The organism is Ruegeria sp. AD2(2025) (assembly GCF_056542385.1).
Window position 1 is genome coordinate 263553 of sequence record NZ_JBQFZS010000003.1, and the last position, 26050, is coordinate 289602.

Annotated in this window: 26 protein-coding genes; 11 read left to right on the top strand and 15 right to left on the bottom strand. The window is 62.3% G+C overall.

Annotated elements, in window-relative coordinates; translation table 11 throughout:
* Positions 1 to 80: 80 nt before the first annotated feature.
* The gene (locus ACR1XV_RS08735) at positions 81 to 1196 is read left to right on the top strand and encodes a hypothetical protein (protein WP_480530330.1); all 1116 of its coding nucleotides are present in this window, start codon (positions 81 to 83) and stop codon (positions 1194 to 1196) included.
* Between the two features lie 64 nt (positions 1197 to 1260).
* On the opposite strand, the gene ACR1XV_RS08740 is transcribed toward ACR1XV_RS08735, so the two are convergent.
* Complete coding sequence (locus ACR1XV_RS08740) at positions 1261 to 2031, bottom strand: nuclear transport factor 2 family protein (protein ID WP_480530332.1); 771 nt, start codon at positions 2029 to 2031, stop codon at positions 1261 to 1263.
* Positions 2032 to 2213: 182 nt separating this feature from the next.
* Between ACR1XV_RS08740 and ACR1XV_RS08745 the strand changes: the two genes are divergently transcribed.
* Positions 2214 to 2591, top strand: coding sequence for a winged helix-turn-helix transcriptional regulator (locus ACR1XV_RS08745; RefSeq protein WP_480530334.1), 378 nt, complete (start codon positions 2214 to 2216; stop codon positions 2589 to 2591).
* Between the two features lie 10 nt (positions 2592 to 2601).
* On the opposite strand, the gene ACR1XV_RS08750 is transcribed toward ACR1XV_RS08745, so the two are convergent.
* The 7 genes from ACR1XV_RS08750 to rbfA all read right to left on the bottom strand — a co-directional run bounded on the left by ACR1XV_RS08750 (position 2602) and on the right by rbfA (position 8513).
* The gene (locus ACR1XV_RS08750; RefSeq protein WP_480530336.1) at positions 2602 to 4134 is read right to left on the bottom strand and encodes an EF-hand domain-containing protein; all 1533 of its coding nucleotides are present in this window, start codon (positions 4132 to 4134) and stop codon (positions 2602 to 2604) included.
* A 235-nt stretch (positions 4135 to 4369) separates the two neighbouring features.
* Positions 4370 to 4639: a 30S ribosomal protein S15 gene (rpsO, locus tag ACR1XV_RS08755; RefSeq protein ID WP_008757925.1), complete on the bottom strand. Its 270-nt coding sequence runs from the start codon at positions 4637 to 4639 to the stop codon at positions 4370 to 4372.
* A gap of 143 nt (positions 4640 to 4782) precedes the next feature.
* On the bottom strand, positions 4783 to 5799 hold the full coding sequence (locus ACR1XV_RS08760; protein WP_480530338.1) for a calcium-binding protein: 1017 nt from the start codon (positions 5797 to 5799) through the stop codon (positions 4783 to 4785).
* 95 nt (positions 5800 to 5894) lie between these two features.
* A complete protein-coding gene (locus ACR1XV_RS08765) occupies positions 5895 to 6398 on the bottom strand; it encodes a DUF1643 domain-containing protein (RefSeq protein WP_480530340.1) in 504 nt (167 codons plus the stop codon).
* Between the two features lie 22 nt (positions 6399 to 6420).
* Positions 6421 to 7326, bottom strand: coding sequence for a tRNA pseudouridine(55) synthase TruB (truB, locus tag ACR1XV_RS08770; RefSeq protein ID WP_480530342.1), 906 nt, complete (start codon positions 7324 to 7326; stop codon positions 6421 to 6423).
* A gap of 60 nt (positions 7327 to 7386) precedes the next feature.
* On the bottom strand, positions 7387 to 8121 hold the full coding sequence (locus ACR1XV_RS08775; protein ID WP_480530344.1) for a phosphodiester glycosidase family protein: 735 nt from the start codon (positions 8119 to 8121) through the stop codon (positions 7387 to 7389).
* Positions 8118 to 8513 (bottom strand): 30S ribosome-binding factor RbfA, encoded by a 396-nt coding sequence (gene rbfA, locus ACR1XV_RS08780; protein ID WP_170453633.1) that lies wholly within the window; start codon positions 8511 to 8513, stop codon positions 8118 to 8120. Before rbfA ends, ACR1XV_RS08775 begins: the two co-directional genes overlap by 4 nt.
* Before the next feature lie 91 nt (positions 8514 to 8604).
* Here rbfA and dapB point away from each other — a divergent pair, with 91 nt between their 5' ends.
* Positions 8605 to 9414 carry a 4-hydroxy-tetrahydrodipicolinate reductase gene (gene dapB, locus ACR1XV_RS08785; protein ID WP_480530346.1) on the top strand — a complete coding sequence of 270 codons (810 nt, stop codon included), beginning with the start codon at positions 8605 to 8607 and terminating at the stop codon, positions 9412 to 9414.
* A gap of 410 nt (positions 9415 to 9824) precedes the next feature.
* On the opposite strand, the gene ACR1XV_RS08790 is transcribed toward dapB, so the two are convergent.
* From ACR1XV_RS08790 to tmpA, 4 genes are all read right to left on the bottom strand, one after another.
* Positions 9825 to 10685 (bottom strand): hypothetical protein, encoded by an 861-nt coding sequence (locus ACR1XV_RS08790; protein WP_480530348.1) that lies wholly within the window; start codon positions 10683 to 10685, stop codon positions 9825 to 9827.
* A 93-nt stretch (positions 10686 to 10778) separates the two neighbouring features.
* Entirely contained in the window at positions 10779 to 11447 is a 669-nt protein-coding gene (locus tag ACR1XV_RS08795) for an ureidoglycolate lyase (protein WP_480530350.1), read from the bottom strand.
* On the bottom strand, positions 11444 to 12034 hold the full coding sequence (gene tmpB, locus ACR1XV_RS08800) for a (R)-1-hydroxy-2-trimethylaminoethylphosphonate oxygenase (RefSeq protein WP_480530352.1): 591 nt from the start codon (positions 12032 to 12034) through the stop codon (positions 11444 to 11446). Before tmpB ends, ACR1XV_RS08795 begins: the two co-directional genes overlap by 4 nt.
* The gene (gene tmpA / locus ACR1XV_RS08805) at positions 12031 to 13167 is read right to left on the bottom strand and encodes a 2-trimethylaminoethylphosphonate dioxygenase (protein WP_480530354.1); all 1137 of its coding nucleotides are present in this window, start codon (positions 13165 to 13167) and stop codon (positions 12031 to 12033) included. The genes tmpB and tmpA overlap by 4 nt, the downstream gene beginning before the upstream one ends.
* Before the next feature lie 99 nt (positions 13168 to 13266).
* Here tmpA and ACR1XV_RS08810 point away from each other — a divergent pair, with 99 nt between their 5' ends.
* Positions 13267 to 14127, top strand: a complete 861-nt coding sequence (locus ACR1XV_RS08810; RefSeq protein WP_480530356.1) for a LysR family transcriptional regulator — start codon at positions 13267 to 13269, stop codon at positions 14125 to 14127.
* On the opposite strand, the gene ACR1XV_RS08815 is transcribed toward ACR1XV_RS08810, so the two are convergent.
* Positions 14124 to 14306, bottom strand: a complete 183-nt coding sequence (locus tag ACR1XV_RS08815) for a DUF1674 domain-containing protein (RefSeq protein ID WP_480530684.1) — start codon at positions 14304 to 14306, stop codon at positions 14124 to 14126. The two genes, ACR1XV_RS08810 and ACR1XV_RS08815, sit on opposite strands and share 4 nt — an antisense overlap.
* A gap of 91 nt (positions 14307 to 14397) precedes the next feature.
* Here ACR1XV_RS08815 and ACR1XV_RS08820 point away from each other — a divergent pair, with 91 nt between their 5' ends.
* The 7 genes from ACR1XV_RS08820 (at position 14398) to ACR1XV_RS08850 (ending at position 22861) form a co-directional block, all read left to right on the top strand.
* Complete coding sequence (locus tag ACR1XV_RS08820) at positions 14398 to 15657, top strand: RsmB/NOP family class I SAM-dependent RNA methyltransferase (RefSeq protein WP_480530358.1); 1260 nt, start codon at positions 14398 to 14400, stop codon at positions 15655 to 15657.
* Between the two features lie 88 nt (positions 15658 to 15745).
* Complete coding sequence (locus ACR1XV_RS08825; protein WP_480530360.1) at positions 15746 to 17485, top strand: heparinase II/III family protein; 1740 nt, start codon at positions 15746 to 15748, stop codon at positions 17483 to 17485.
* Between the two features lie 22 nt (positions 17486 to 17507).
* Complete coding sequence (gene purH / locus ACR1XV_RS08830) at positions 17508 to 19097, top strand: bifunctional phosphoribosylaminoimidazolecarboxamide formyltransferase/IMP cyclohydrolase (protein WP_480530362.1); 1590 nt, start codon at positions 17508 to 17510, stop codon at positions 19095 to 19097.
* The gene (gene lspA, locus ACR1XV_RS08835) at positions 19097 to 19567 is read left to right on the top strand and encodes a signal peptidase II (protein ID WP_480530364.1); all 471 of its coding nucleotides are present in this window, start codon (positions 19097 to 19099) and stop codon (positions 19565 to 19567) included. The genes purH and lspA overlap by 1 nt, the downstream gene beginning before the upstream one ends.
* A gap of 51 nt (positions 19568 to 19618) precedes the next feature.
* The gene (locus ACR1XV_RS08840; RefSeq protein ID WP_480530366.1) at positions 19619 to 20128 is read left to right on the top strand and encodes a DUF3035 domain-containing protein; all 510 of its coding nucleotides are present in this window, start codon (positions 19619 to 19621) and stop codon (positions 20126 to 20128) included.
* Between the two features lie 85 nt (positions 20129 to 20213).
* Positions 20214 to 21554 (top strand): M16 family metallopeptidase, encoded by a 1341-nt coding sequence (locus ACR1XV_RS08845; RefSeq protein WP_480530368.1) that lies wholly within the window; start codon positions 20214 to 20216, stop codon positions 21552 to 21554.
* The gene (locus tag ACR1XV_RS08850; protein WP_480530370.1) at positions 21551 to 22861 is read left to right on the top strand and encodes a M16 family metallopeptidase; all 1311 of its coding nucleotides are present in this window, start codon (positions 21551 to 21553) and stop codon (positions 22859 to 22861) included. The genes ACR1XV_RS08845 and ACR1XV_RS08850 overlap by 4 nt, the downstream gene beginning before the upstream one ends.
* 22 nt (positions 22862 to 22883) lie before the next feature.
* Here ACR1XV_RS08850 and ACR1XV_RS08855 read toward each other — a convergent pair whose 3' ends face one another.
* Both ACR1XV_RS08855 and ACR1XV_RS08860 read right to left on the bottom strand, forming a co-directional pair.
* Positions 22884 to 23693, bottom strand: a complete 810-nt coding sequence (locus ACR1XV_RS08855; protein ID WP_480530371.1) for an SDR family oxidoreductase — start codon at positions 23691 to 23693, stop codon at positions 22884 to 22886.
* A 22-nt stretch (positions 23694 to 23715) separates the two neighbouring features.
* Positions 23716 to 26049 (bottom strand): aldehyde dehydrogenase family protein, encoded by a 2334-nt coding sequence (locus tag ACR1XV_RS08860; RefSeq protein WP_480530373.1) that lies wholly within the window; start codon positions 26047 to 26049, stop codon positions 23716 to 23718.
* Position 26050: the final 1 nt, after the last annotated feature.

Genomic DNA, 26050 nt, shown 5'->3' on the forward strand with positions numbered 1-26050 from the left:
CCGGCTGTTTTGGGATGCGTATTAAGAAAATCGTGCAGCTTCTGGTTCCGCTCGGTCTCATGGGACTCTCTCTTCTCATGATGACCGGTACGGTATCGACCACGGGCCTCTTCGAGCTGTATCAGCAATACACTTCCGGCGTTATCGGTCGCACCGCCCGGGCCGATCACATGCTGACAGCCTCGGCCAATATCGCGCCGACAGAGGGCCACAGCTATCCGGGGCAGCTTGATGCGAGGCTGATCTTTGGTGATCCCGAGGGTGCGGAAACCGTTTTTGAGATACAATACCCCTCGGACTATGACAGGTTTCACGATGGCTTCGGCCCGCTTTGGCTTGCCAACTGGCGGCCAGACATCGCAAACAATCCGCAGGTTTCCCCGGTTCTGGGCAATACCTGTCTGCAAACGATAAATGGGGAAAATCTGGCATCCTCGGTCCGCTATAGGACCGGATACAGAGAATATATCGTTTGCAGGTTTCTGGATGAGGAACAGCCCGGAGCGCCGCGCGTTTATGATATCTCTGTAGCAAAAACTGCGGTCATTGGTGTGATCTGGGCGAACAGAAACCATCAGCCCATCGACTACCCCCGAGAACGCTGCATTGCCGAAATTCGCATTTGGGCAATCGAAATCGCCCAGCCGGATGATCAGTTCATGGCATGTGTTTTTGTTGTCGACGAAAACCCGTCAACGGTTGAGATATTCGCATTCGAATTGACCCGAGACTCAATCGTCGAAATCGGCGGGGGGCAGGAAAGCTGGCCCCGCAAGGGTGTGCCAACACGTGACGCACCGCGCCTAATGCAGTACCGGAAAATGAAAGACTGGCTGACAAACAACGAGGCCCATGCATCTGCCGTGGCGCGCGCCTATTCGGATATCGTCAATAACGTCGACCTGATTGTACCGGCACGGGTCTCTCGTTTTGACGGTGTTGAATACAGAGACGGCATTATCAACTTCACGTTTAGCGCAAAGAACACGCCCGAGATGATCCGCATCCGCGACGGATCCAGATACGGGGCAGACGGCCAGCTTTATCGACAGCTCCGCAAGACTCTATGCGGCTCGGACGAGCGGGCCGCGTTGCTGGCATTTCAACAGAACAGACCGACCTATATGTATGATCTGAACCGCCATGATGGGCGTCCGCTGACGCGCTTTGCGACCTTCCCGAATCTGCCGTGTTAGGGCTTGTTTGATCCGAGCCGACAATTGCCTGCCGTGCCAGACAGGGCAGGCAATTGTCGAAACCTCAGAACTTGCCGTTCCCATGCGCCATTTCGGCCGGAATGGGCGAGACGACATCCCAATGCTCGACGATTTTACCGTCCTCGACCCGCCACAGATCGAAGAAGGCCCAAGGCTCACCGCCCATGATCGCGTCCGTCGCCACAAAGACGAAATTGCCCTCGGCCACCGCGAACTGAGGCTCGAACTTGGTGATGACCATGCCCTGCGCCGCAAAGGCCTCGATCGCGGCCATCAGGCCCGACAGCCCGTCCTCGATCGAGGGGTTGTGCTGCATGTAAACCTCGGGGTCCATGTAATTCGCGACATTCTCGGGCGCGGCACCGCCCAGCACATCGCGCACAAAGCCCAGCACCAGCGCCTTGTTGTCCTGCGTCTTGTCCAGATCGGTGATCTCGGCGGGCCCGTCCGTCATGCCGCGCCCCGATGCGGTGGTTTCGGGGATGGGCTGCAGGTTGTCCCAATGTTCGACAACCTTCCCGTCATCCACGCGGAAGATGTCAAACGCCGCCAGCGAAGAGGCCCCGAACGCATCCGCATTGTCATAGGTGTTGTGCAGCACGACCATATCACCTTCGGTGATCACGCGGTGGGTCGTGGCAGTCATGCCCGACTGTGCGACCAGCGGGATCAGACCCATCAGCCCGTCGGCCCCGGTCGCAACCTGCGGATTGTGCTGGATGTAATCGGCGCTCACCATCTGGCGCGCGGCTTCGGGGTCATGCTCGACAAAGGCGGCCGAGAACAGGGCGAGGACAAGCTCTTTGGGGGTCATGGGTCAATTCCTGATGATTCGTGTTGTGGTGATAGTAAGTATTAAAAACGCACCGCATTACAATTACGCACTTTAAAATCACGTAGTTACTTTCAGGATACTGCCATGTAAAACAATGCTTTGCGTCGTTGACCAATAGTATTATGATCGCTGCAGGTATCCATATTGAACCAGAGGTCCCCATGCTTCCCATCGGCGTCAACAGCAAGGCCGAAGCGTCAAACTGCTCAATCCGGTCTGTTCTGTCGAACGTCACCGGCAAATGGCGGATGATCATCATTCTGGCGCTTGAGGACGAACCGAAACGGTTCGGAGAGATCAAGCGCTGTATCGGGGATGTGACACAGCGGGTGCTGACCGAAAACCTGCGCGGGTTGCAGCGCGACGGCTATCTGACCCGCACCGTCGATCCCGGCCCGCCTGTCGCGGTGTCCTATGCGTTGACGCCTTTGGGCCGTAACCTGCTGGGCCTGCTCAAGCCGCTGGTCTACTGGTCGCACGAGCAGATGGATCAGGTCAAAACCGCGCGTATGGAGTATGAGCGCGCCCACCCGGACTGAGCCCTCCGGCTCAGGGGCACCTGTGCCCCGCGACGCAGGTTCCGTCTTCCTCGCGGATCACGGTCGAGTGCCCCGGTGAACCACCCGGCATCGGCACGCCGGTCGACAGGATGAAGCGAACCGAATGCCCACCGTTCAGACCCGCCGGGAATCGCGGGATCGGCTTGTCGATCTTGAAATAGCCATCCGGCGTCTGGCTCAGCGCGCCTTGCCGGGCCAGTTGCAGCAATCCCGCCTGTTGCGGCAGCACGTCATAGGGCTGGGCTTGATGTGAGGCCACAACCTCGCCCTCGTCAAATTCCAGAATCCCCCCTCTGTAATAACGCAACAGCAGCTTCTGCAGTTTGCGCTCCAGATCGCCAACCTGTTGGTCCTTGGGTGGGTCCAGCACCTGCACTCCGTCATCGGTCACAAGGTAACGCCGGTTGTTCTTGATGATGGTCAGCCCGTTCGCCATGGCGCCGCCGCCCGTGATGCCCTTATGTGCGCCCGAGGGCAGGTGAATCTCTCCCAGCGTATAGGCCCCGAACATATGATCCACGCTGCGCTTCAGCTTGGACGAGACCCGTCCTTTGGCGGCGATCGCTTCGCCCGAGTCGCGGTCCTTGAAATACTTGGGCAAACAGTTGCGCCCGGGTTCGAAATGAACGACCTCGGGCGCAAGCCCGGCAACGCCGACACCCCGCGCGGTGGCCGGCACAACAAACCGTTCCACCCGGTCCGTGTCGCCGGTGATTTTCCAGACGATCGAGTCGAATGCCGTCGCAAGGATATAAAGCGGCGCATCGCCCTCTTCGATATGGATCACCGCCGCCGAGGTCTCTCGGTCCAGCCCTGACATCGCCATGTTGGAAACGGCATAGCCCTCATACCCGCCGAGCAGCAGGATTTCGGCCTCTGCCGAAGGTTCGGGAAAGTCGCACACCCGTCCGGCGACGGGTTGGCGCAGGGATTTCGGAGGGGTGACGTTCGGTGACACTTCACTGGCTGTGATCTTTTCGACGGTCTGCGCGATTTCATCCGGGGTGACCTTGCCGTCCTGATTGGCGTCAAATTGCAAAAGCTCTTCCATCCGTTTCCGGTCCGGCCGCATCCGCGCTTCGCGCGACATCGCGTCTTGCCAAAGCTCGGTCAGCGACAAACTGCCGTCGCGGTTGCGATCTGCGGTTGCCAGCAGGGTCTGCAGCGCCACCGACTGTCCTTGGTTCAGATAGGGCAGCTGCCGCTCGACCTCAGCTGTCGAGACCTCCATGTCGCCATCCAGATCGAACGCCAACACGCGACCCAAAGCGTTGGCCCGCTGCCGCGCTGTCTGCATCGCCTCGTGCACCGCGATGGCGTCTCGGGTCAGCTCTCCATCGGGGGAGTAGTGGAACAGCTGCCGGATCGCCTCTTCCGTGAAGGCGTTCGGGTTCAGGGTGATCCGCTCCATCGTCTGCCGCGTCAGGTTCGGCCCCGGTTCGGGCGTGGGTTCCGATTGTGCCGACGCGATCTGCCCCGCCCCGGCCACCAGCAGGGTACACAGGAATCTGTTAAGCTTCATAAAATCAATGTCCCGAAATCAACACTTGAGTAATGGATAGCACCCGATGGTGGCAGGGCAATCGTTAATGAAAGGTTAACGCCGTTGCGCGCGCAATGTGTGGGCACCGGTCGCCGCTGGGTTTATGAAACCGGGACCCCAGAAAACGAAAAACGCCCGCCAAAATGGCGGGCGTAAAAACGTACAAATTGCACAAAGCGGCTCTCAGAGCGTGTACAATCCGGACAAAACGCGCTTAGCGGCGGATGCCCAGCTTTTTGATCAGGTCCTGGTACCGGGCCTCTTCCTTGCCCTTCAGATAGTCCAGCAGCTTGCGGCGCTGGGCCACCATCTTCAGCAGACCACGGCGACCGTGGTTGTCTTTCTTGTGGGTCTTGAAGTGCTCGGTCAGGGTGGTGATACGCGAGGTCAGGATGGCAACCTGAACTTCAGGCGAACCGGTGTCGCCGTCCTTGGTTGCGAATTCTTTCATGACGCGTGCTTTTTCAGCGGCAGTAATCGACATCGGGGTCTCCTTTAAAGGTTAGAGTTGATGGCGCAGGCCGGGATGTCGTCCAGCGCAGGCCCATGGAGAAAACCGCACCGATTCCGATGCGGATGGGCGCGTATAGGCGCTTTTGGTGCGGATGGCAAAGGGTTTCTACCCGCTCAGCCGGTGGCGGTTAGCTGGGCCAGGTGCGCTTCGGTCACCAGTTGAATATCCTCGATGGTCAGGCCATCGACCCCATGCAGCCGAGCGATGTGCTCCCCGTTCAGGCTCACATGGGTCAAGTCGCTATTTTCGCTATCTTTTTCGATCTCGATATCCGGTTCTCCGGGCCCTTCCCATGTGACGAGAAGCTTGTCCTGCCCCAGCTGGAAATCCATGATCGTGACGCTGTCCTGTGCCGGTTCGGTCTGGATGACGACGTCGTCCTCACCGCCTCCGCCCGTCACCACATCACCGCCATGGGCCAGCAGAACATCATCCCCCGCGCCGCCGTTGAGGAAATCACGCGCCTCCTCGCCCTCACCATCGTCGCCGGTCAGAATGTCATCGCCATCGCCCCCGAACAGCGCGTCCTCGCCTGCGCCGCCCGCTAGATAATCCGCACCCTTGCCGCCCTGCAACGCGTCGTCGCCGTCACCGCCGTCAAGCCTGTCGTCATCTTGCCCACCGAAAAGGTGATCGTCCCCTTCGCCGCCCGACAGATGATCAGCGCCGAAATGACCATAGAGCGTGTCATCCCCCGACTGGCCCAGCAGTTCATCTGCGCCCGCCTCGCCGTGCAGCAGGTCATTCCCCGCGTTGCCGGCCACGATGTCATCGCCCTCACCGCCATGCAAAACATCATGCCCCGCACCGCCATCAATCAGGTCATCGTCCCCATATCCGTTGATCTGATCGTCGCCATCCTGACCAGTCAGCGCGTCGGTGCCCTCGCTGCCTGCAATGATCAGGTCGCCCTCGTGGTCCGAGATCACTTCACCCGTTCCGACCTCTTCGGGGTCAGCCGGTTCGTCGATGTTTTCGTCCGGATCCAGCAGGTTACCTTCGGGCAGATCCTCATCGGGCATCTCTTCGATGTGGTCATCGTCGTCCTCGTCCACCGGGGCAAGAATATCCCCCATCGCATAGGCCGCGCCGCCAACGGCAGCCAGTCCAAACAAGCCGATCAGAAACATGACACCCCTCCGCTCGCAGAATGCTCCGAGTGTGAAATGTCTCATGTTGTCAGGTGCTTGGTCAAAGCCAAGTTGGGGGCGTGGTTAACCCTTTGTCACCAGGGCTGGGGTTGTTGGGTATAGGCGATATAAAGCGGGTGTTTCGGATGCCCGTCCTTGGTCAGCCCCAGATGGAACAGCGGCTGCCCGGTGTCCCGCAGCAGGCTTTCAACCGCCGGGCCGCGATCCAGATGCGCGCCATGGGTACCCCAGGCGGCGATGACCTGATCGGCCCATTTGACGCCGTCCAGAATGGCCGCGTCGTTGGCGGGGCCGACCGGGTCGGCGGCGGCACGCATCTTGCGCGGATCGGTGTCGCGCCAGGCGAAGATGTTCGTGACCTGAAACGCCCCGAACCCCAGCGCCCGTGCGCGGCGTTCGCAGCGTTCGACCGTGGGGTCGTTCTGCACTTCGGTCGCGGTCGAGGGGTTCAGCATCACAAACAGCGCTTTCCGCCCCGCAGGGTCCCAGACACGGGTCAGGCTATAGCGATACTTCTCGCAATCGGAATAGACGGCGGTCGAGGGCGCGTCGCCCTTGGTATGCGTTCGGGTGATCATGCCTTATCGCCTATCACGCGGGTCAGGCGGCGAACACCCGGCTGGGATGCAATTCACCGGATTTGTAGATGCCCACGGCTACAGCCTTGCCATCGAATGAGGCCCAGGCCTCATCGCCATATTCCACGTCCGAGGCCAGCACCATGCCAGGGTTCCCGTTGCGCAGGCGGGTGGCGCCTTCAGCGGTGCATTTCAACTCGGGCAGGTCCGACAGACCGGTTTCCAGCGGGTGCAGATGGTCATCCAAAGCGGTGGTCTTGGCCATTTCGTCGATCTGTTCGATGCTCAGACCATCCTCGACCTCGAACGGGCCGGACCAGATGCGGCGGAGTTCTTTGACGTGGCCATGACAGCCCAGCGCCGCACCCAGATCACGGGCGATGGACCGCACATAGCCGCCCTTGCCGCATGTCATCTCCAGCACCACATGATCGGCGTCGGGACGGTCGACAAGGATCAACTCCTCGACCCACAAAGGACGGGCCGACAGTTCCACGTCCTCGCCATCGCGGGCCAGTTTATAGGCGCGCTGGCCGTCGATCTTCACGGCGGAAAACTTGGGCGGGACCTGCATGATCTCACCCAGAAATGGGCTGAGCGCCTGTTTGATATCCTCATCCGAGGGCCGCATTTCGCTGGAGGCGATCACCTCGCCCTCGGCATCGTCGGTGTTGGTGGCCTGACCCAGACGCACGGTGAAGGTGTAGGCTTTCAGGGCATCGGTGATATAGGGAACCGTCTTGGTCGCCTCACCCAAAGCCACAGCCAGAACGCCCGTCGCCTCTGGGTCCAGAGTGCCCGCATGGCCCGCCTTCTTTGCGTCCATCGCCCAGCGAACCTTGTTGACCACGGCGGTCGAGGTCATGCCCGCAGGCTTGTCCACGACCAGCCAACCGGAAATGTCGCGGCCCTTGCGTTTGCGTCCCATGTAACACCCAGAATCTTGCCAAGGCGCGCGAGTTAGCGGATCGCTCAGGCGCTGTCAATTTCAGGGTGCGTCTTCGACCACACCCACGATCGGCCCCAGCGAGAAACCGATATCCGAGCGATTGCTGGCCCGCTCATACATCCGCGAGATATTACCATCGAAGAACAGCGCATTCGGCGTTTGCAGCACATCGCGAAACAGCCTGCCGAATTCGTGGAAGGTGACATAGTCATCCGAAATCGCAAACACCGCGCGGGTGCCATCGGCACTGGTGCCAACCCCGTTGCGGATAAAGAGCGATGTCGAGTCGGGCAGAAAGCGTGGGTGCAATTCCCCATCGATTACTAGCATCGGACCCGATTGGGTGGCGAAACGGCAATCGGGGGCTTGGTCGATATAGTCCAATGTCTCGAACACGTCCGCCCGACCCTCGCGGATACAGAACACACCGTTGGGCAGCAGGCCGAAATTACCGGGGCCGGGGTTCGAGATGACGCGCATCTGTTCCTGCCCGTTCTCGACATAATGACCGACGGGCGAGCGGTCGTCGTGATACATGCCCGCATTCATCGCAAAGGCCAGACGTTTGCCCTGTGCGGCCAGAGCCTCGTTGACCGAAGAAAAATGCCCAAGCACATCGCCGTCCGCATCGTTCAGAAACAGGCGCAGGTCTTCGGACGCGTCCGCCTCGCAGACGGTATAACGCTTGTCCTCATGGGTGACTTTCTCGCAGGTCACCGCGCCAGCCTGCGTGGCCCACAGGACTGCGCCTATCGTGACAAATGCCCGGATCACTCGTCCAGATCGCGGCGCACCGCGTCCTGCTCGAACATGCGGCGGGTGTCATCCAGACGGTCGAACGTGTCATCTAGCCGAAACCGCAGATCGGGTGAGAATTTCAGGTTCAGCTTCTTGCCGATCACGCGCCGCAGCTCTCCCTTGTTGCGGGCCAGCAGTTCGATCACATCCTCCTGCCCCTTGCCGCCCAAAGGCAGCACATAGGCGGTGGCGATCTTCAGATCGGGAGAGGTGCGCACCTCGCCCACGGTGATCGACATACGGTTCAGGTCGGGGTCGTGGACATCTCCGCGCGCCAGAACCTCGGACAGGGTGCGGCGGATCAGTTCGCCGACGCGCAGTTGCCGTTGGGACGGGCCGGGGCCATCGTGGAATTTGTTCTTTGCCATAATCCCCGATCTAAGCGCAAAGCGGGGCTTTGCCAAGCGGGCGCGAACGGGGTAGGAGGCTTTGAGCCGACTGCAACAAGGGAACACAGCAATGACCCATATTCCGGGCATCGTCATCACAGGGGCTTCGGGCCGTATGGGGCAGATGCTGATCAAGACTGTGACTGACAGCGATCAGGCGCGTCTGGTCGGTGTGGTCGAGCGCAAGGGGCATGACTGGATCGGTCAGGATGTGGGCACGGCGATGGGTGGCCCCGCGCTGGGCGTGACCGTGACCGATGATCCGCTGGAGGCCTTTGCGCAGGCGCAGGCTGTGATCGATTTCACCGCGCCCGAGGCCACTTTGGAGTTCGCCGCGCTGGCTGCTCAAGCACGCTGTGTGCATGTGATCGGAACCACCGGCATGACGGACGAACAGATCGCCGCGCTGGAGCCTGCCGCGCGCCATGCGGTGATCGTGCGGGCGGGCAACATGAGCCTTGGCGTCAACCTGCTGGTGCAACTGACCAAAAAGGTTGCCGCCGCGCTGGACGAAGATTTCGACATCGAGGTGATCGAAGGCCACCACCACCACAAGGTCGATGCGCCCTCGGGCACCGCCTTGATGCTGGGTGAGGCCGCTGCCGAGGGGCGCGGGGTCAATCTGGCGGATGTGTCTGATCGGGGCCGCGACGGTATCACCGGCGCGCGCCAGCGCGGCAATATCGGCTTTCACGCCATTCGCGGCGGTGACATCGTGGGCGAACACGATGTCTTGTTCGCCGCGCCCGGAGAGCGCATCGTCCTGCGCCATCTGGCCACCGACCGCGAGATCTTTGCCCGCGGTGCGCTCAAGGCGGCGCTTTGGGGGCAGGGGAAAGCTCCGGGTCAGTATGACATGGTGGATGTGTTGGGGCTGTAGGGGCTAGGGGTAGATGTAAGCGCGCGCAAGAACATAAAGTAAGAACATCACGATCCAAAATACCACCGCTGCGAAAAGCGAAACAAACTGTATCACAAAAAAATGGAAGTAGTTGGCATTCGGGATGATCCGTATGCCATTGGGCACGTTCAGATCGTCACATATTTCAGTCCTGAACCAAATATTACATGCTCCATGAGCGTTCAGAAGCAATCGCTTGCGTGATGGTGGTGCGCCTCTTGTTCTGATCCAGAACTCGACAAATTCGTCCTTAAATTTGAATATCGGAAAAACCGAAGTCAGAAAAATCATTGCGGCCCAAGATGTGAGGGCCATGATGAACACGAACCCAAACATAATTAAGAACAAAGTCAGCAAATAAACACCCTCATACCCCTCTTGAAATTATACTACCGAAACGCAGCTAGACCGGGTGGTTCCGCACCGTCCTGTTCAACCTGCGCAAACAGCGCGCCCAAGCGTTCGTCCCATGTCGGGAACTGCCCCGTCAGCGTATAGGTCAGCCGCTCTGCTCCGATTGATATACCCAATGGTGCGACCTCACCGCCGATAATGATCTCTCCGATCTCGGTCCAGTTGGCCGAGGGGGGATAGGCGGTGGGCGCGGGCTCCATCCGATCGCCGACGCGGTAGTAGACGCCCATTGTCACCAGATAATCCTCACCCAACGGGTCGGGAAAGAAAAAGCCCGAGGCGTCGCGGGCGGCCAGCGCCTCGGCCTCGTCGCGCAGCAGGACCTTTTCGGCAAACGGTAGGTTCAGGCCGTCCAGCACGGGGCGCATATCGTTCGCCTGCGGAACGCTGACAAAGGCGATGCGGATGGGGTCGAGGCCGAAGGTCTCGGTCAGGAGCTGCAGCATCAGCTGGGTCGTCTCTCGGCCCGTGACCGTTCCGCCCGGATGGCAGCCGACCTCGTGAAACAGAGGCAGGATATCGGGGCGGGTTCTTTCGTCGATATCGCCGACACGGGCCAGAGGTTGGATGATGAAAGCGTTCGTCGGCAGAGCATCCTGATCAAAGTCGTGCCGCAGGCCGCCGTTATAGTTCGCATCACCGGTGGCGATTGACAGAGGCGGGGCTTCGGCGAAACCAAGCGCGGCATAGGCCGCGCGCAAGCGATCAAGCGTGTCGGTAAACTGAGCCTCGAACGCGTCATTGTTGCCGGTTGCGCCAAGGGTAATTCGCGGCAGCACCGCGCTTGCCGTGGCTGCGGTTCCCAGTTGGACCAGTTTCCGTCGGTTCAATGCCATCTTTGCCTCCATCGCACACGCCCAAGGAGAGTATCGCAGATGTTTGCGGCAAAGGTTAAGGGAATCTGAAAATACGCCCCTAAGGGTGTGTCCTTACAGGTCCTTGATCTTATCCGCGCGCAGCGGGCAGGCGAGGTAGACACCGAACTCCTGCCCGATATCGGCACTGACACGAGCATGAACTGCGCCCTGACGATCAAGGAACCGCTGGGTGTCTTCGACCGGGAAAATCCCCTCGTGCCAAATGCCGGGATGGATATAGAGGCCTTTGGAGCCATCACACCAGAAGGCGACCACCTTGTCGGGTGTCAGGTTATCGCCGGGCAGGGCGGCGGGGATGATGAAGGGTTTGTTGTCCAACGGCCAGAACATCTGACCGCCATCGGGGTGATAATTCATGTGCCACAGCAAGACCTGATCGCGCGGCGCGGTTTGCCGGTCCGCCTGCGCCTGCTGCGGGTCGGTGGACCAACCCAGAACATAGTGGCCGCCGACCGCCTCGTTCCTGCCATAGAGCACATCGCCCTTCCATTCGCCGTGGAAGGTGCCTTCGACCCAGCCGCCTTCGTCACCCGTGCCTTCGTCGATGGGCCGCCAGCCTTGCTGCGGCCAGCGGGCGATCTCGATCTCGAAGCCTTCGGGGTCATCGACCAGACAGCCATAGCCCTTGACGGATTCGTCGGTGGCCCGGATCAGGGGAGCCTCATGCCAGGGCAGCGAGGGCTTGGTGCTGGCTTCAAAGATGTACTCAGGAGCGTTCATGCGACCTCCATATGTTTGTCGACCATGCGCTGCACCATCGGGGCGAAATGAGTGAAATCGGGGGTTTCCATATCAGCGCGCTTTCCGGCCTCATCCAGATATCGCACCTGAATGATCTCTTTCAGGTTCGGGTTGGCCTCGAAGGCGGCGACTTCTTCGGCGCTCATCGGGCCGCCCTGCAGCTCCAGCGTGTGGACCGAGGCGGCGGACAGGCGGTTGAAGTATTCGGGCTTGGTGGCGCAGAGATAGCGCTTGGCCGCCACGTGGTACCGGCAACAATCGGTGATGACAGAGGGGAAGAACAGCTCCAGCACCTCGGCGCCCGCGTCCTCGTGGTGGCGATCCTCGGTGTCGTCGGGGTGGTAGGTGCCGAATTCCGAGGTGAAGTGGCCGATGTCATGCAGCAGCGCGCCGACGATGATTTCCTCGGGCATGCCGTTCTGTTCGGCGATGGTGGCACCCTGCAGCATATGCTGGGCCATGGTGACAGGTTCGCCCAGATATTCCTCGCCGCCGCGGCGAGTAAAGATATCGCCGATGAAGGCCACAATGTTGTCGCGGGTCAGGGTCGAGAAATCGAGTTTCATTCCGCCGCCTCCGGTTGCGCCATCTGCATCGCGGCAAGGGTGGACAGCAGCCCGTCTTTGTCCGCATAACATCCCTGTAGCCAGCGCGACCCTGCGCCCGAGTACCCAAGACGGGCGTGCAGGACGCGGGTGTTGTCGACGATAAAGCTTTCGCCGGGTTCCAGTTTGAACGACACGCCCATTGCCGGGTCGTCGATGACCTCGGCCAACTGACGATAGGCGGTGTAATAGGCCTCCATCTTGTCAAAGGGCACATCTACAAAGGGGGCCGAGGAGCGGTTGTTGAAGCGGATGCCGATCAATTCGCCATCAGGGGACAGTTCGATCATCGGGCGGCGTGCGCGCAGGCAGACCCCGTCCGAACCCTTGTATTCAAACCGCGCCGGATAGCCCGCCAGCAGGGCGAAGCCCTCGGGGTTCTGATCGCGCAGCTTCTCAGCGGCCCGGAACCCGTCGACCACGATGGAGTCACCGCCCTCGGCGCTGTTCTCAAGACAGTAGAGGATCTGCAGCGTCGGCACCGGATCGCGATATGGATTGTCGGTATGGGCCTGCAACCCCAGCCCGGTATAGGCGAGGTTGGTCGGGTTCACTTCCGTGCGTACCTCGAAATAGGGGCCATAGTTGGTCTCGCGTACATAGCCGAACAGGTCCGCCACCCGCAGCAGCGATTCCGGTTCGGTCGGGCCGCCCGTCAGCTTGGCAAAACCGTATTCGGCAACGGCGGCCAGCCAGTTGCGCTTGGCGGTCGGGTCCGCGTGGACCTGCGCCCAATCTCCGCTGGGGGCTTCGATGCCCTGCGCCCATGTGGTGATGCCGGGGGCGATGCGCCCGATATCCACATTGTGATCGCGGTCATAGCTGTGCGAGGCCAGCCAGTCGGCGGGGAAGGTGACGGTCTTGTCTTCCGGCTGGAAGGTGACCTGCAGATCGCCATTGGCAATCTCGACAGTGCTGATCACAGTATCGGCAGGGATGTCGCCGATGGTGATCAGACGCTGACCATTGCCCGGCGCGCGGGTCTCAGGGTCAAGCGCATTGTCGCGCAGCCAGATGGCGTGAAAGCGGGATCGGGTGCCGCCGGTGAATTCAACAGTCACGACCGACGAATCATGGGTAGCCTGACGCAGCATTGGGGTTCTCCTGTTCAGCGCGAGCTTTGCTTGAGGAGATACGCGGTTCATGGCATTACGACAATTAATCCTTATTGCGACTGAGGCTCGGAAAATCTTATGACTAAGAAACAGATCGGATTGCCGCCTCTGGATTGGCTACGCGTGTTCGAGGCCGCAGGCCGGTTGGGCGGCTTTTCCGCCGCCGCGCGCGAGTTCGGGTTGACGCAGGCAGCGGTCAGCCAGCGGATCGGCAATCTTGAGGCGTGGCTGGGTCGGTCGCTGTTCGTGCGTGAGGCGCGGGGGGTATCGCTGACCATTGAGGGCGAAAGCTATCTGCCGCTGGTGCAGGACAGCCTGCAGGCCTTGGAACGCAATACCGAGGACCTGTTCGGCAAATCCCCTCGCGAACTGCGGGTGGCGGGGTTGTCGTCACACATCCATGCATTGGTCCTGCCCGCCTTGCCCGCGTTTCTGGAGGCACGGCCCAAAGTGCGGGTGATGACCGATTCCATGGCCCGTCGATCCTCACTGGAGGAAGAGCGGACATGGCTGCAGCTACGCTATGGCCGCGGATCATGGGCTGGTCGCGAGGCGAAACTGATCGCGCCCGAGGTACTGGCCCCGATGGCTGCGCCTGGTGTCGAATGGGGTGCGCCGCTCATTGACCTGCGCGGAGAACGCCCCGGCTGGCAGGATTGGGCGCTTGTTGCCGGGGTCGAGGATTTGCCGACGGGGCGGCTGAGTTTCGACTCCGTGGGCCATGCAATCACAGCAGCGCGGCAGGGGATGGGGATTGTGCTGGGCTCGGTGCCGTTGGCGGCGGGCAACCTGCAGACGGGGCGGCTGAGCCGTCTGGACCTGCCTGAGTTGCAGACCAAAGATGGATACTGGCTGACATGGCCCGGAGATCGAGTGCGGTCGAAACGTCAGCGGGCCTTGATTGACGATTTCCTGCTGGCGCTGCGGGGTGCGGCCTAGAAGTCGATGGCGATGCCCTTCTTTTCCCAATCGCCATAGCGGGCCGGGTCGGGGCCGTCGCGCCCGCCCAGCTCTTTGGGCTGTTCTTTCGCCTCGGCCTCGGCCTTCTTGCGGCGCTCTTCGGCCTCAGCCAAGGCGCGTTGGGCGGCCGGAGGCAGGTCTTTGGGCGCGTCATTCATGACATCGGGTTCCTTTCCGTTCCGCGCCTTGATATACGCGCTCGTCCGCCCAAGGCAATGCGGGCAAAGGTCATCAGGGGCAACCAGCATCATGTCAAATTCCGCAACCGCCGCGCGTCGCAGCGCCATCTATCTGCTGGATCAGATATTGGGCGAGGGGCGGCTGCTGCCCGAGTGTCTGGCGGCGGGCGCGCTGGATCGTCTGGCCCCCGAGGATCGCGCGCGGGCGCAGCGGCTGACCATTGAAACCCTGCGTGGGCTGGAGCGCGCCGACCGGCTGTTGGCGGATCACCTGCGACAGACGCCCGCGCTGACGGTTCACAATGCCCTGCGGTTGGGCACGGTCGAGCTGTGCCATGGCGAGGCGGCTCATGGGGTCGTCAATGCGATGGTCGAGATTATCGGGCGGTCACGAAAGCATGGGCGGCTCAAGGGTTTGGTGAACGCGGTCCTTCGCAAGATCGCTGCTGATGGGCCCAAAGCATGGCCCAAGATGCGCGTACCTCGCCTGCCGGAATGGCTGCGCGACCCGCTGATCATGGCGTGGGGTGAGGATGCGGTGAAGGGCATGGAGCAAGCCCATTTCCACGGTGCGCCTTTGGATGTGACGCTGAAACCGGGGGCCGAGGCCCCGGGTGGGGACACCCTCCCCACTGGTTCGGTCCGGCTGCAGGATGCGGGACAGGTCTCGACCCTGCCGGGATATGACCGTGGCGATTGGTGGGTGCAGGATGCCGCGGCGGCTGTGCCTGTGCAGGTTCTGGCCCCGAAGCCGGGGGAAAAGGTGCTGGACCTCTGCGCCGCGCCGGGCGGCAAGACGCTGCAACTGGCGGCGGCGGGGGCTGAGGTCACGGCGCTGGATATCTCAGAGGCGCGGCTGGCGCGGGTGCATGAGAACCTGAAGCGCACGGGCCTGAAGGCCGCCGTGATTGCCGGTGATGCGCTGGACCATCAGGGCCAGTACGACGCCATCCTGCTGGACGCGCCCTGTTCGGCGACCGGCACCATTCGCCGCCACCCGGACCTGCCCTTTGCCAAGGACGGCTCGGAATTCGGCGGGCTGATGGATCTTCAGGCGCGGATGCTCGCCCATGCGTGGTCTTTGCTGAAACCCGGTGGGCGGCTGGTTTATTGCACATGCTCGTTGCTGCCCGATGAGGGCGAAGTGCAGATCGAAGAGGCGCTGGAACGGCATTCGGACATGCAAACCGACCGCGCCGCGCTGGATATTGCGGGCATTGAAAGCGCCTGGATCACCGAAGAAGGCGGCTTGCGCCTGCGTCCCGATTACTGGCCCGACACAGGCGGGATGGACGGGTTCTATATCGCCTGTCTGAACAAATCCGCTTGAGGAGACGCTTTTCGATGACTTGACGAACGGACCGGTCTATCGTGTGCTCAAGCGCCCGCAGAGCGCAAGGGGCAGAATCGCAAGCGTCATGTCAAACTCGGACCCAATGGCCAATCGCTGGACACGGTTTCAGAACCGTCTCTACGCGCGCCTTAGCCAACGGCGCAAGCCGGTCGCCGGTTTCGTCGGCCAGCCCGAGCCGCGCACGGTCGGCTCATTCGCGCGCGGGCGGCAGTTGGTCGCCGGCAACCTGCTGTTTGCGGGCTATCTGGTCGAGGCCGAAGATACCGAGCTTTGGGACGTCATCGCCCCCAGCGCCGATTTCGATAATGAGCGCCACGGATTCGCATGGCTCGACGATCTGGCCGCCGTCGGAGACTACCGCGCGCGCGAAAAGGCGCAGCGCTGGGTCTGGGGCTGGATCGAGGCGCATGGGCGCGGGCATGGCCCCGGTTGGGCCCCCGATCTGACCGGGCGACGTGTGATGCGCTGGATCAACCACGCCCTGTTCCTGCTGCGCGGGATGGATGAGGCGCACAGCAAGCTGTTCTTCCGGTCGCTGGCGCAGCAGACGTGGTTCCTGTCCAAACGCTGGGCTGCGGCCACGCCGGGCCTGCCCCGGTTCGAGGCGCTGGGCGGTCTGGTGCAGGCCGGGCTGGCGCTGGACGGGCTGGAACAGATGGCCGACCCTGCGCTCAAGGCACTGGCCCGTGAATGCCAGCGCCAGATTGACGCCGAAGGGGGCATCCCGACCCGAAACCCCGAGGAATTGCTTGAGGTTTTTACGCTGCTGGCCTGGACCTCTGCCGCGCTGAGCGAGGTGGGGCGCGGCACGCCTGCGGCCCAGACCGAGGCGATCCGGCGGATCGCGCCGACCCTGCGCAACCTGCGCCATGCGGATGGCGCACTGGCGCGGTTCCACGGCGGGGGGCGGGGGCTTGAGGGGCGGCTGGATCAGGCGCTGGCCCATAGCGGAGTGAAACCGCAGGACCATTCGGACCTGTCGATGGGTTTTGCGCGGTTGGCGGCGTCGCGGACTACGGTTCTGGTGGATGCCAGCGCACCGCCCAAAGGGGCCGCGTCGTACAATGCCCATGCTTCGACCCTTGCGTTTGAACTGACCTCGGGTCGCCGCCCGCTGATCGTGAATTGCGGTTCGGGCGGCAGCTTCGGGCAGGATTGGCGGCGGGCGGGACGGGCGACGCCCTCGCATTCGACGCTGTGCGTTGACGGATATTCCAGCGCCCGCCTTGCCGCGCCGATGAAAGGTGCTGCGCATGAGGCGCTGGTCGATGGCCCGCAAGACGTGCCGGTGGATTTCGAGGACGCCTTCGAGGGCACTCGGTTCATGGCCGGGCACGACGGGTACGCCAAGGTCTTCGGTCTGACCCACGCCCGGACGCTTGAGCTGCGCTTTGATGGGCGTGAATTGGTAGGCGAGGATATTCTGCTGACCGCCACCGACAAGGCCAAGCGGCAGTTTGACCGGGCGATGGACGCGGCGAACCTCAAAGGGATCGGCTTTGATATCCGTTTCCACCTGCATCCCGACGTTGATGCGGCACTGGATCTGGGAGGTGCTGCGGTGTCGATGGCGCTGAAAAGCGGTGAGATCTGGGTTTTCCGCCATGACAACATCGGAAAGTTGTCAGTCGAACCAAGCGTTTATCTTGAAAAAGGTCGCTTGAAGCCACGCGCGACAAAACAGATCGTTCTCTCTGGCCGCGCAATGGAGTATGCGACGCGCATCCGGTGGACGCTGCGGAAGGCTCAGGATACAGCCTATGCCGTGCGGGACACGCACCGGGACGAGCCCGTATTCGACTGACGCCAAAAGGACCTTTGGACCCATGACCGATCTTCACCCCGTGCGCCGCGCGTTGCTTTCCGTTTCCGACAAGACCGGGCTGATCGAGCTGGGCAAGGCCTTGGCCGAGCGCGGGGTCGAGCTGCTGTCGACCGGCGGCACGGCAAAGGCGCTTCGCGATGCGGGGCTGGCGGTGAAGGATGTCAGCGAGGTCACCGGTTTCCCCGAGATGATGGATGGCCGGGTGAAAACGCTGCACCCGATGGTGCATGGTGGGCTGCTGGCGCTGCGGGACAATGACACGCATGTGGCGGCGATGACCGAACATGGGATCGGCGCGATCGACCTGCTGGTGGTGAACCTCTATCCGTTCGAGGCGACCGTGGCCAAAGGTGCAGGCTATGACGAATGTGTCGAGAATATCGACATTGGCGGCCCGGCGATGATCCGCGCGGCGGCCAAGAACCATGCCTTTGTGAACGTGGTCGTGGATGTCGAGGATTATGACAAGCTGCTGGGCGACATGGACCAGCATAACGGCGCGACCTGCCCGAAATTCCGCCGCAAGCTGGCACAAAAGGCCTATGCCCGTACCGCCGCTTATGACACCGCCGTGTCGAACTGGCTGGCCGGCGCGCTGGAGCTTGAGGCCCCGAAACGCCGCGCCTTTGCTGGTGAACTGAAACAGACTCTGCGCTATGGCGAGAACAGCCATCAGTCAGCGGCGTTCTACACCGACGGTACGAACCGCCCGGGCGTGGCCACGGCGGTGCAGCATCAGGGCAAGGAACTGAGCTATAACAACATCAATGACACCGATGCGGCGTTCGAACTGGTGGCTGAGTTTGACCCGGCAGAGGGTGCCGCCTGTGCCATCATCAAACACGCCAACCCCTGCGGCGTGGCCAAAGGCGCGACGCTGCTTGAGGCCTATAAGGCCGCGTTCGACTGTGACCGCACCTCGGCCTTTGGTGGGATCGTGGCATTGAACCAGCCGCTGGATGCGGAAACCGCGCAAGAGATCACAGGGATTTTCACCGAGGTCGTGATCGCTCCGGGTGCGTCAGACGAGGCCAAAGCGATCTTTGCCGCCAAGAAGAACCTGCGCCTGCTGACGACCGAGGGTCTGCCGGATGTGACTGCGGGCGGCAAAACCGTGCGCCAGGTCGCCGGAGGTCTGCTGGTGCAGGACAAGGACAATGGCTTTGTCGGTATGGATGACCTGAAGGTTGTCACCAAGAAAGCCCCGACCGACGAGCAGATGCGCGACCTGCTGTTCGCGTGGAAAGTGGCGAAGCACGTCAAATCGAACGCCATCGTCTATGTCAAAGACGGTGCAACCGTAGGCGTGGGCGCAGGCCAGATGAGCCGCGTGGATTCGGCCCTGATCGCGGCCAAGAAGGCCGAGCGCATGGCCGATGTGCTGGGCCTGCCGCAACCGCTGACCATCGGCTCGGCGGTGGCGTCGGATGCGTTCTTCCCCTTCCCCGATGGTCTGATGGAGGCCGCCGAAGCCGGTGCAACCTGCGTGATCCAGCCCGGCGGCTCGATGCGCGATGACGAGGTGATTGCCGCTGCGGATGAGGCCGGTCTGGCCATGGTCTTCACCGGCATGCGGCATTTCCGCCACTGATGCGCAATCCGCTGCTTCTCTGGGCTGCGCTGGCTGCCTTTGCGACCGACCAGATCAGCAAATATCTGGTCGTTCACGTGATGCGCGTGGCGCAGGGCGATATCGATGTGTTGCCGCCGCTGCTGGTGTTCAAATACGGCGAGAATCGCGGCATCAATTTCGGCCTGTTTCAGGGCGACAGCGATGCCGCCCGCTGGGTGCTGATCGGGATTTCTGTCGCGATCTGCGTTGGTGTTTTGATCTGGCTGGGCCGTACCGCGCCGACCAAGCTGATGGCCATCTGTGGTGGCCTGCTGATCGGCGGGGCGCTGGGAAATGTCGTGGACCGGGTGCTTTATGGCTATGTTCTGGACTTTCTCAATATGTCCTGCTGCGGCATCAACAACCCTTTCGTCTTCAATCTGGCGGATGTGTTCATTTTTGTCGGCGCAATCGGGCTGGTGCTGTTCGAGGGCAAAAAGCCCTCGTGACGCGCCCGTTCAAATGGGCTAAAAGCGCGTGGAAACTGGCTGGAGACACTCATGCGGACGCCGCACGCCATTCTGATCCTGACGCTCGCGGTTGCGGGCTGTTCCGATATCGGTCTGCGCAATCTGCGCGCGCCGGGGCAGGGCCCGGATGAGTTCTCGGTGCTGCCCGTGAAACCGCTGACCGAGCCCAAGGATTACGCCTTTTTGCCGGCTCCCACGCCGGGCGGTGCGAATCTGACCGATCCGAACCCCAAGGCGGATGCGGTGGTGGCGCTGGGCGGCAAGGAAACGGCGCTGAACCCCAATGGGGCGATCCCCTCGGGCGATGCGGCGCTGGTGACGGCGTCCAGCCGCTATGGTGTTGCCGCCGATACGCGGCAGGTGCTGGCCGAAGAGGATGCGGCCTTCCGCAAACGGCAGGAACGTTTCACCCGCCTGCGCCTGTTCCCGGTTGACCGCTACGCGCAGGCCTATCGGCGTCAGGCCATCGATGCCAACGACGCCAACGAAGCCGCGCGGCAGCGCGGGATCGAGACCCCCTCGGCCCCGCCGCTGGAATGAAATCTTCTTAACTTTCCGTCATCGGTCTTGAACGCAGCCGGCACCACCGTAGTTTGAACGTCAGGAAACAAACGGAGGATGCCCCATGGTTCGGGCCCTTGCCCTGTCGGCTGCCCTGCTGACCGCGACCCCTTTGTGGGCCAAGGAAGGCCACGAGGCGGTCACAACCTTCACGCTGGATAACGGCATGGACGTCGTCGTGGTTGAGGATCACCGCGCCCCTGTCCTGCAGCATATGGTCTGGTACCGGGCCGGATCGGCGGATGAACCGATCGGGTCGTCCGGCGTGGCGCATTTTCTGGAACACCTGCTGTTCAAGGCCACCGACGATCTTGAGGCCGGAGAGTTCTCGGCCACCGTGGCGGCCAATGGCGGCAATGACAATGCCTTCACCTCGTATGACTACACCGCGTATTTTCAACGCGTTGCCGCCGACCGGCTGGAGTTGATGATGCGGATGGAGGCGGACCGGATGCGCAACATCCGCCTGACCGAGGACGACATCGTGACCGAGCGCGACGTCATTCTGGAAGAACGCAACCAGCGCACCGAAAACAATCCCCGCGCCCTGTTCGGCGAACAGATGAGCGCGGCGCAATATCTCAACCACCGCTACGGCGTGCCGATCATCGGCTGGAAACACGAGATGGAGACGCTGGACATGGAGGACGCACTGTCCTTCTACCAGATCCATTATTCGCCCAATAACGCCATTCTGGTTGTCACCGGAGACGTGGACCCAGACGAGGTCCGGACCCTGGCCGAGAAGTATTATGGCGTGATCCGGGCCAATCCGGACCTGCCGGAACGGATACGGTCGCAGGAACCGCCGCAAACCTCGGCACGGCGTCTGACGTTCAAGGACCCGCGCGTGGCACAGCCTTACGTGCAGCGCAGCTATCTGGCCCCCGAACGCGACGCGGGCGCGCAAGAGAAAGCCGCCGCGCTGTTTCTGCTGGCCGAGTTGCTGGGTGGCAGCACGACCTCGTATCTGAACGAGAAACTGCAGTTTGAGCAGCAGAAGGTCGTCTATGCCGGAGCGTTCTATCGCGGCGTGTCGCTGGATGACACGACCTTCGATCTGCTGGTTGTTCCGGCCGAAGGGGTTTCCCTGCAAGAGGCCGAGGATGCGATGGATCAGGTGGTGGCCGATTTCATCGCCGAAGGGGTGAATCCCGATGATCTGGACCGGATCAAGATGCAACTGCGCGCCGCTCAGACCTATGCGCGGGACAATGTGGACGGCATCGGCAACCGCTATGGCCGGGCGCTGACCAGCGGCCTGACGGTCGAGGATGTGCAGGCCTGGCCCGATATCCTGCAGGCGGTGACCGGGGATGAGATCATCGCCGCCGCGCGCGACGTGCTGCAACCCGAAACATCCGTCACCGGCTGGTTGATGCGCGACGATGAGGTAACGCAATGAAACGGATTTTCGCAACCCTGATCGCTTTCGTCATCGCGCTGCCCGCCTGGGCCGAGATCGAGATTCAAGAGGTCACCTCGCCCGGCGGCATCACCGCCTGGCTGGTCGAAGATCACGCCATCCCCTTCACCGCGCTGGAGCTGCGCTTCCGCGGCGGCACATCGCTGGACGATCCGGACAAGCGCGGTGCGGTTTATCTGATGAGCGGTCTGATCGAAGAGGGCGCGGGCGAGATGGACGCCCGCACCTATGCGCGCCAGCTGGAATCGCTGGCGGCCTCGTTCAGCTATCGCGCGACGGATGACACCGTGTCGATTTCGGCGCGGTTTCTGACCGAGAACCGGGACGAGGTGATTGACCTGCTGCGCACAACCATCCACGAACCGCGTTTCGATCAGGATGCGATTGACCGGGTGCGCGCGCAGGTGATCTCGGGCCTGCGGTCGGACCAGACTGACCCGAACGACATCGCCGGGCGGAGTTTTGCGGCGATGGCTTATGGCGATCATCCCTATGGGACCGAGGGCAAGGGGACGATCGACAGCGTCTCGGCCCTGACGCGCGACGACATCGTAACCGCCTACAACGACGTGTTTGCCAAGGACCGGCTCTATGTGGGTGCCGTGGGCGACATAACCGCCGAGGAACTGGGCGTGTTGCTGGATACGCTGCTGGCCGATCTGCCCGACACCGGCAAGCCGATCCCCGGCCGGGCCGAAGTCAACATTCCCGGCGGCGTCAGTGTGGTCGAGTTCGACACGCCGCAATCGGTGGCTCTGTTCGGTCATGCGGGGATCGACCGCGACGACCCGGATTTCTTTGCCGCCTTCATCCTGAACCACATTCTGGGCGGCGGCGGGTTCGAAAGCCGGCTGATGCACGAGGTGCGTGAGAAGCGTGGACTGACCTATGGCGTTTCGACCTTCCTTGTGCCCAAGGATCTGGCCTCGGTCTATCTGGGCTCGGTGTCTTCGGCCAATGACCGGATTGCCGACGCGGTCGAGGTGATCCGCGCCGAATGGGCCCGTGCCGCTACCGACGGAGTGACGCAGACGGAGCTGGACGATGCCAAGACCTATCTGACCGGTGCTTATCCGCTGCGCTTTGATGGCAATGGCCAGATCGCGGGGATCATGGTGGGGATGCAGATGGAGGACCTGCCCATCGACTACATCGCCACCCGCAATGACAAGGTGAACGCAGTGACGCTGGATGAGGTGAACCGGGTGGCCGCGGAATTGCTGGACCCCGAGGGTTTGCATTTCACCGTGGTTGGTAAGCCCGAAGGGCTGGAAACCACCAACTGACCAACAGGGGCTGAGCCGGTGCTCAGCCCTTTTTTGCCTCGCGCAGCATCTGCCCCATCATCTGGCCAAACTTGCCGGACCCGCGCTGATACAGCGCGCCATCCACCGCCAGCACCGTACCGCTGACATAGCTGGCCATGTCCGAGCTGAGAAACAGGCAGGCATTGGCGACGTCCTGCGGTTGCCCCCACCGGCCTAAGGGCACGTCACGCCGCAGCGCCTCGCCCGCATCGGGTGTGGGTGCAAGGCGCTTGGCCCCTTCGGTGCCTTCGATGAAGCCCGGAACCACGGAATTCACCCGGATGCCCTCGACACCCCATTCCATCGACAGCGTCCGGGTGATCTGATCGACCCCGGCCTTGGCGGCGCAGACATGGGCCTGACCCTCATAGGGCAGATAGGATTGCGGGGCCGAGATGTTGATGATGCTGGCTCCGGGTCTTTTCAGATAGGGATAGGCACCCTTCATCACGTGGATCGTGCCCATCAGGTCGATGTCGATCACCGTCTTGAACGCATTGACCGACATCTCCGCCGCCAGCGCCGGAAAGTTGCCCGCCGCGCCCGAGATCAGCACGTTGAAATCGCCAAATGCCTCGTGGAACTGTTGCAGGCCAGCGGCCACCGCGTCCGGGTCGCGCACGTCGAACGCAGCACCGATGGCATCCTGCGCGCCTGCGGCTTTCAGCGCGGCGACGGTATCGTCCACCTTGTCCCGCGACCGGCTGGCCACGGCCAGCTTTGCGCCTGCGGCGGCAAAGGCCTCGGCAATGCCCCGGTTGATACCGCTGGTGCCGCCGATGACGATGGCGGTCTTGCCTGAAAAATCCATATGGGCCTCCCTTACGGGAGCCCTACTCGCCGTAGGGCACCCAGATGTTCTTCACTTCGGTCGCAGCCTGCAGGAAGCGGCGCGAATGGTCCACGGTCCAGTCAAATGCCGTCGCGTTATTGACCCATGTACGCTTGAGGTTCCCGGCGGACGCCTTTTCGATCTGCGCTGACAGATCGGTGGACGAGAAGGACCAGACCGCATCCACATTCAGATGCGACGCCAGCGGTCCGGCCAGTTCCGCATGGCTGCCGGTGAGGATGTTCACCACGCCCGCGGGCACGTCCGAGGTTTCAAGGATCTGATAGAAATCGGTCGCCGCCAGCGGGTAGGGCTCACTTGTCGCCAACACCACCCGGTTGCCCATCGCAATCGCCGGGGCCAGGACCGAAACAAGACCCAGCAGCGGCGCTTCATCCGCGCAAAGCGCACCGATCACGCCCACCGGTTCCTTCATCGCAAGCGCCACGCCTCGGATCGGCACGCCATGCACCTGACCGTCATATTTGTCGGCCCATGCGGCAGCGGTGAACAGGCGCTGGATCGCGGTCTCGACCTCTTGCGCGCCGCCCTTCTTGCCGGTCATGGCGTCGATCCGCGCGGCGAACTCGCCCGCGCGGGCCGAGAGGTTTTCGCCGATGTAATACAGAATCTGCGCCCGCAGATGGCCGGTGGTCTTGGACCAGCCTTTTGCGCCCGCCGCGGCCTCGACCGCGTTGCGCACGTCCTTGCGGTTGGCCAGCCCGACATGACCCAGCAGGCCTGACTTGCCCCAGACAGGTTTTGAATAGCCGCCATCGGGCCGCGCCTGCTTGCCGCCGACATACATCTTGGCAGTCCGGTCGATGGGATCAACCGAGGCCCCCTGGCCCGAGGCCGCCTCGATCTTGGTCAGCGCTTTGGCTTTGCCCTTGGGCCGGGTATAGGCCGCCAGCCCTTCCCAGCCGCCCTCACGGCCAAAGCCGCTTTCGCGCACGCCGCCAAACCCGGCAGCGGCGTCGAACAGGTTGGTGGCATTGACCCAGACCACACCCGCAACCAGCTTGGGCGCGATGTCCAGCGCCAGATTCACGTTCTCGGTCCATACGGTCGCGGCCAGCCCATAGCGGGTGTTGTTGGCCAGTTCCACCGCCTCAGCCGGGGTGCGGAAGGTCGAGGACACCAGCACCGGGCCAAAGATCTCCTCCTGCATCAGCGGGTCCGAGGTCTCGAGCCCGGTGATCAGCGTCGGGGGATAGAAACACCCGTTCTCGGGCATGTCACAGGCCGCGCGGTGCATCTGGCCCACGGTGTTGCCGTCAACCATCCGCGTGATCGCCTGCAACTGGATCGGGTCCACGACCGCGCCCACGTCGATGCATTTGTCCAGCGGATCGCCCACCCGCAGCTTGTCCATCCGCGCGCGCAGCTTGTCATAGAACCGCTCGGCAATGCCTTCCTGCACCAACAGGCGCGAGCCCGCACAGCAGACCTGACCCTGATTGAACCAGATCGCGTCGACCAGCCCTTCGATGGCCGAGTCGATATCGGCATCGTCAAACACCACATAAGACGACTTGCCGCCCAGTTCCAGCGTCAGCGCCTTGCCCGACCCGGCGGTCGCCTCGCGGATACGCCGTCCGACTGAGGTCGAGCCGGTAAAGGCGATCTTGTCCACATCCGAGGCCACGATCATCTCACCCACCGCGCCGTCGCCGGTGACGATATTGACCACGCCCTTAGGCAGCCCGGCTTGGCCGCAGATATCGGCAAACAGCAATGCGGTCAGCGAGGTATACTCGGCCGGTTTCAGAACCACCGTGTTGCCCATCGCCAGCGCAGGCGCAACCTTCCACGCCAGCATCAGCAGCGGGAAGTTCCACGGGATGATCTGGCCGCACACACCCAGAGGTTCGGCATCGGGCAGCTCGCTCTCCATCAGCTGTGCCATGCCCGCGTGATAGTAGAAATGCCGCTGGACCAGAGGGATATCGATATCCCGCGCCTCGCGGATCGGCTTGCCGTTATCAAGGCTTTCCAGCACCGCAAACAACCGCGCGTGTTTCTGCAGCAGCCTTGCGAGCGCATAAAGATACCGCGCCCGGCCCGCGCCGCCCAACCCGGCCCATTTCGGCTGCGCCTTGCGCGCGGCGGCCACGGCGGCGTCCACATCAGCCTGCGTGGCTTGGGTGAGCGTGGCCAGAACCTCGCCCGTTGCCGGGTTGCGGCTGTCAAAGCCTTTGCCGGGCTTGGTGAAAGCCCCATCGATGTAATGCCCGAACCGGTCGCCCTGATCGACCAGCCAGGCCAAAGCCTCGGCGGCGCTTTCGGGGGCGGGGCCATAGTCCATGGTGTCGAAGATTTCTTTGACTGTCATT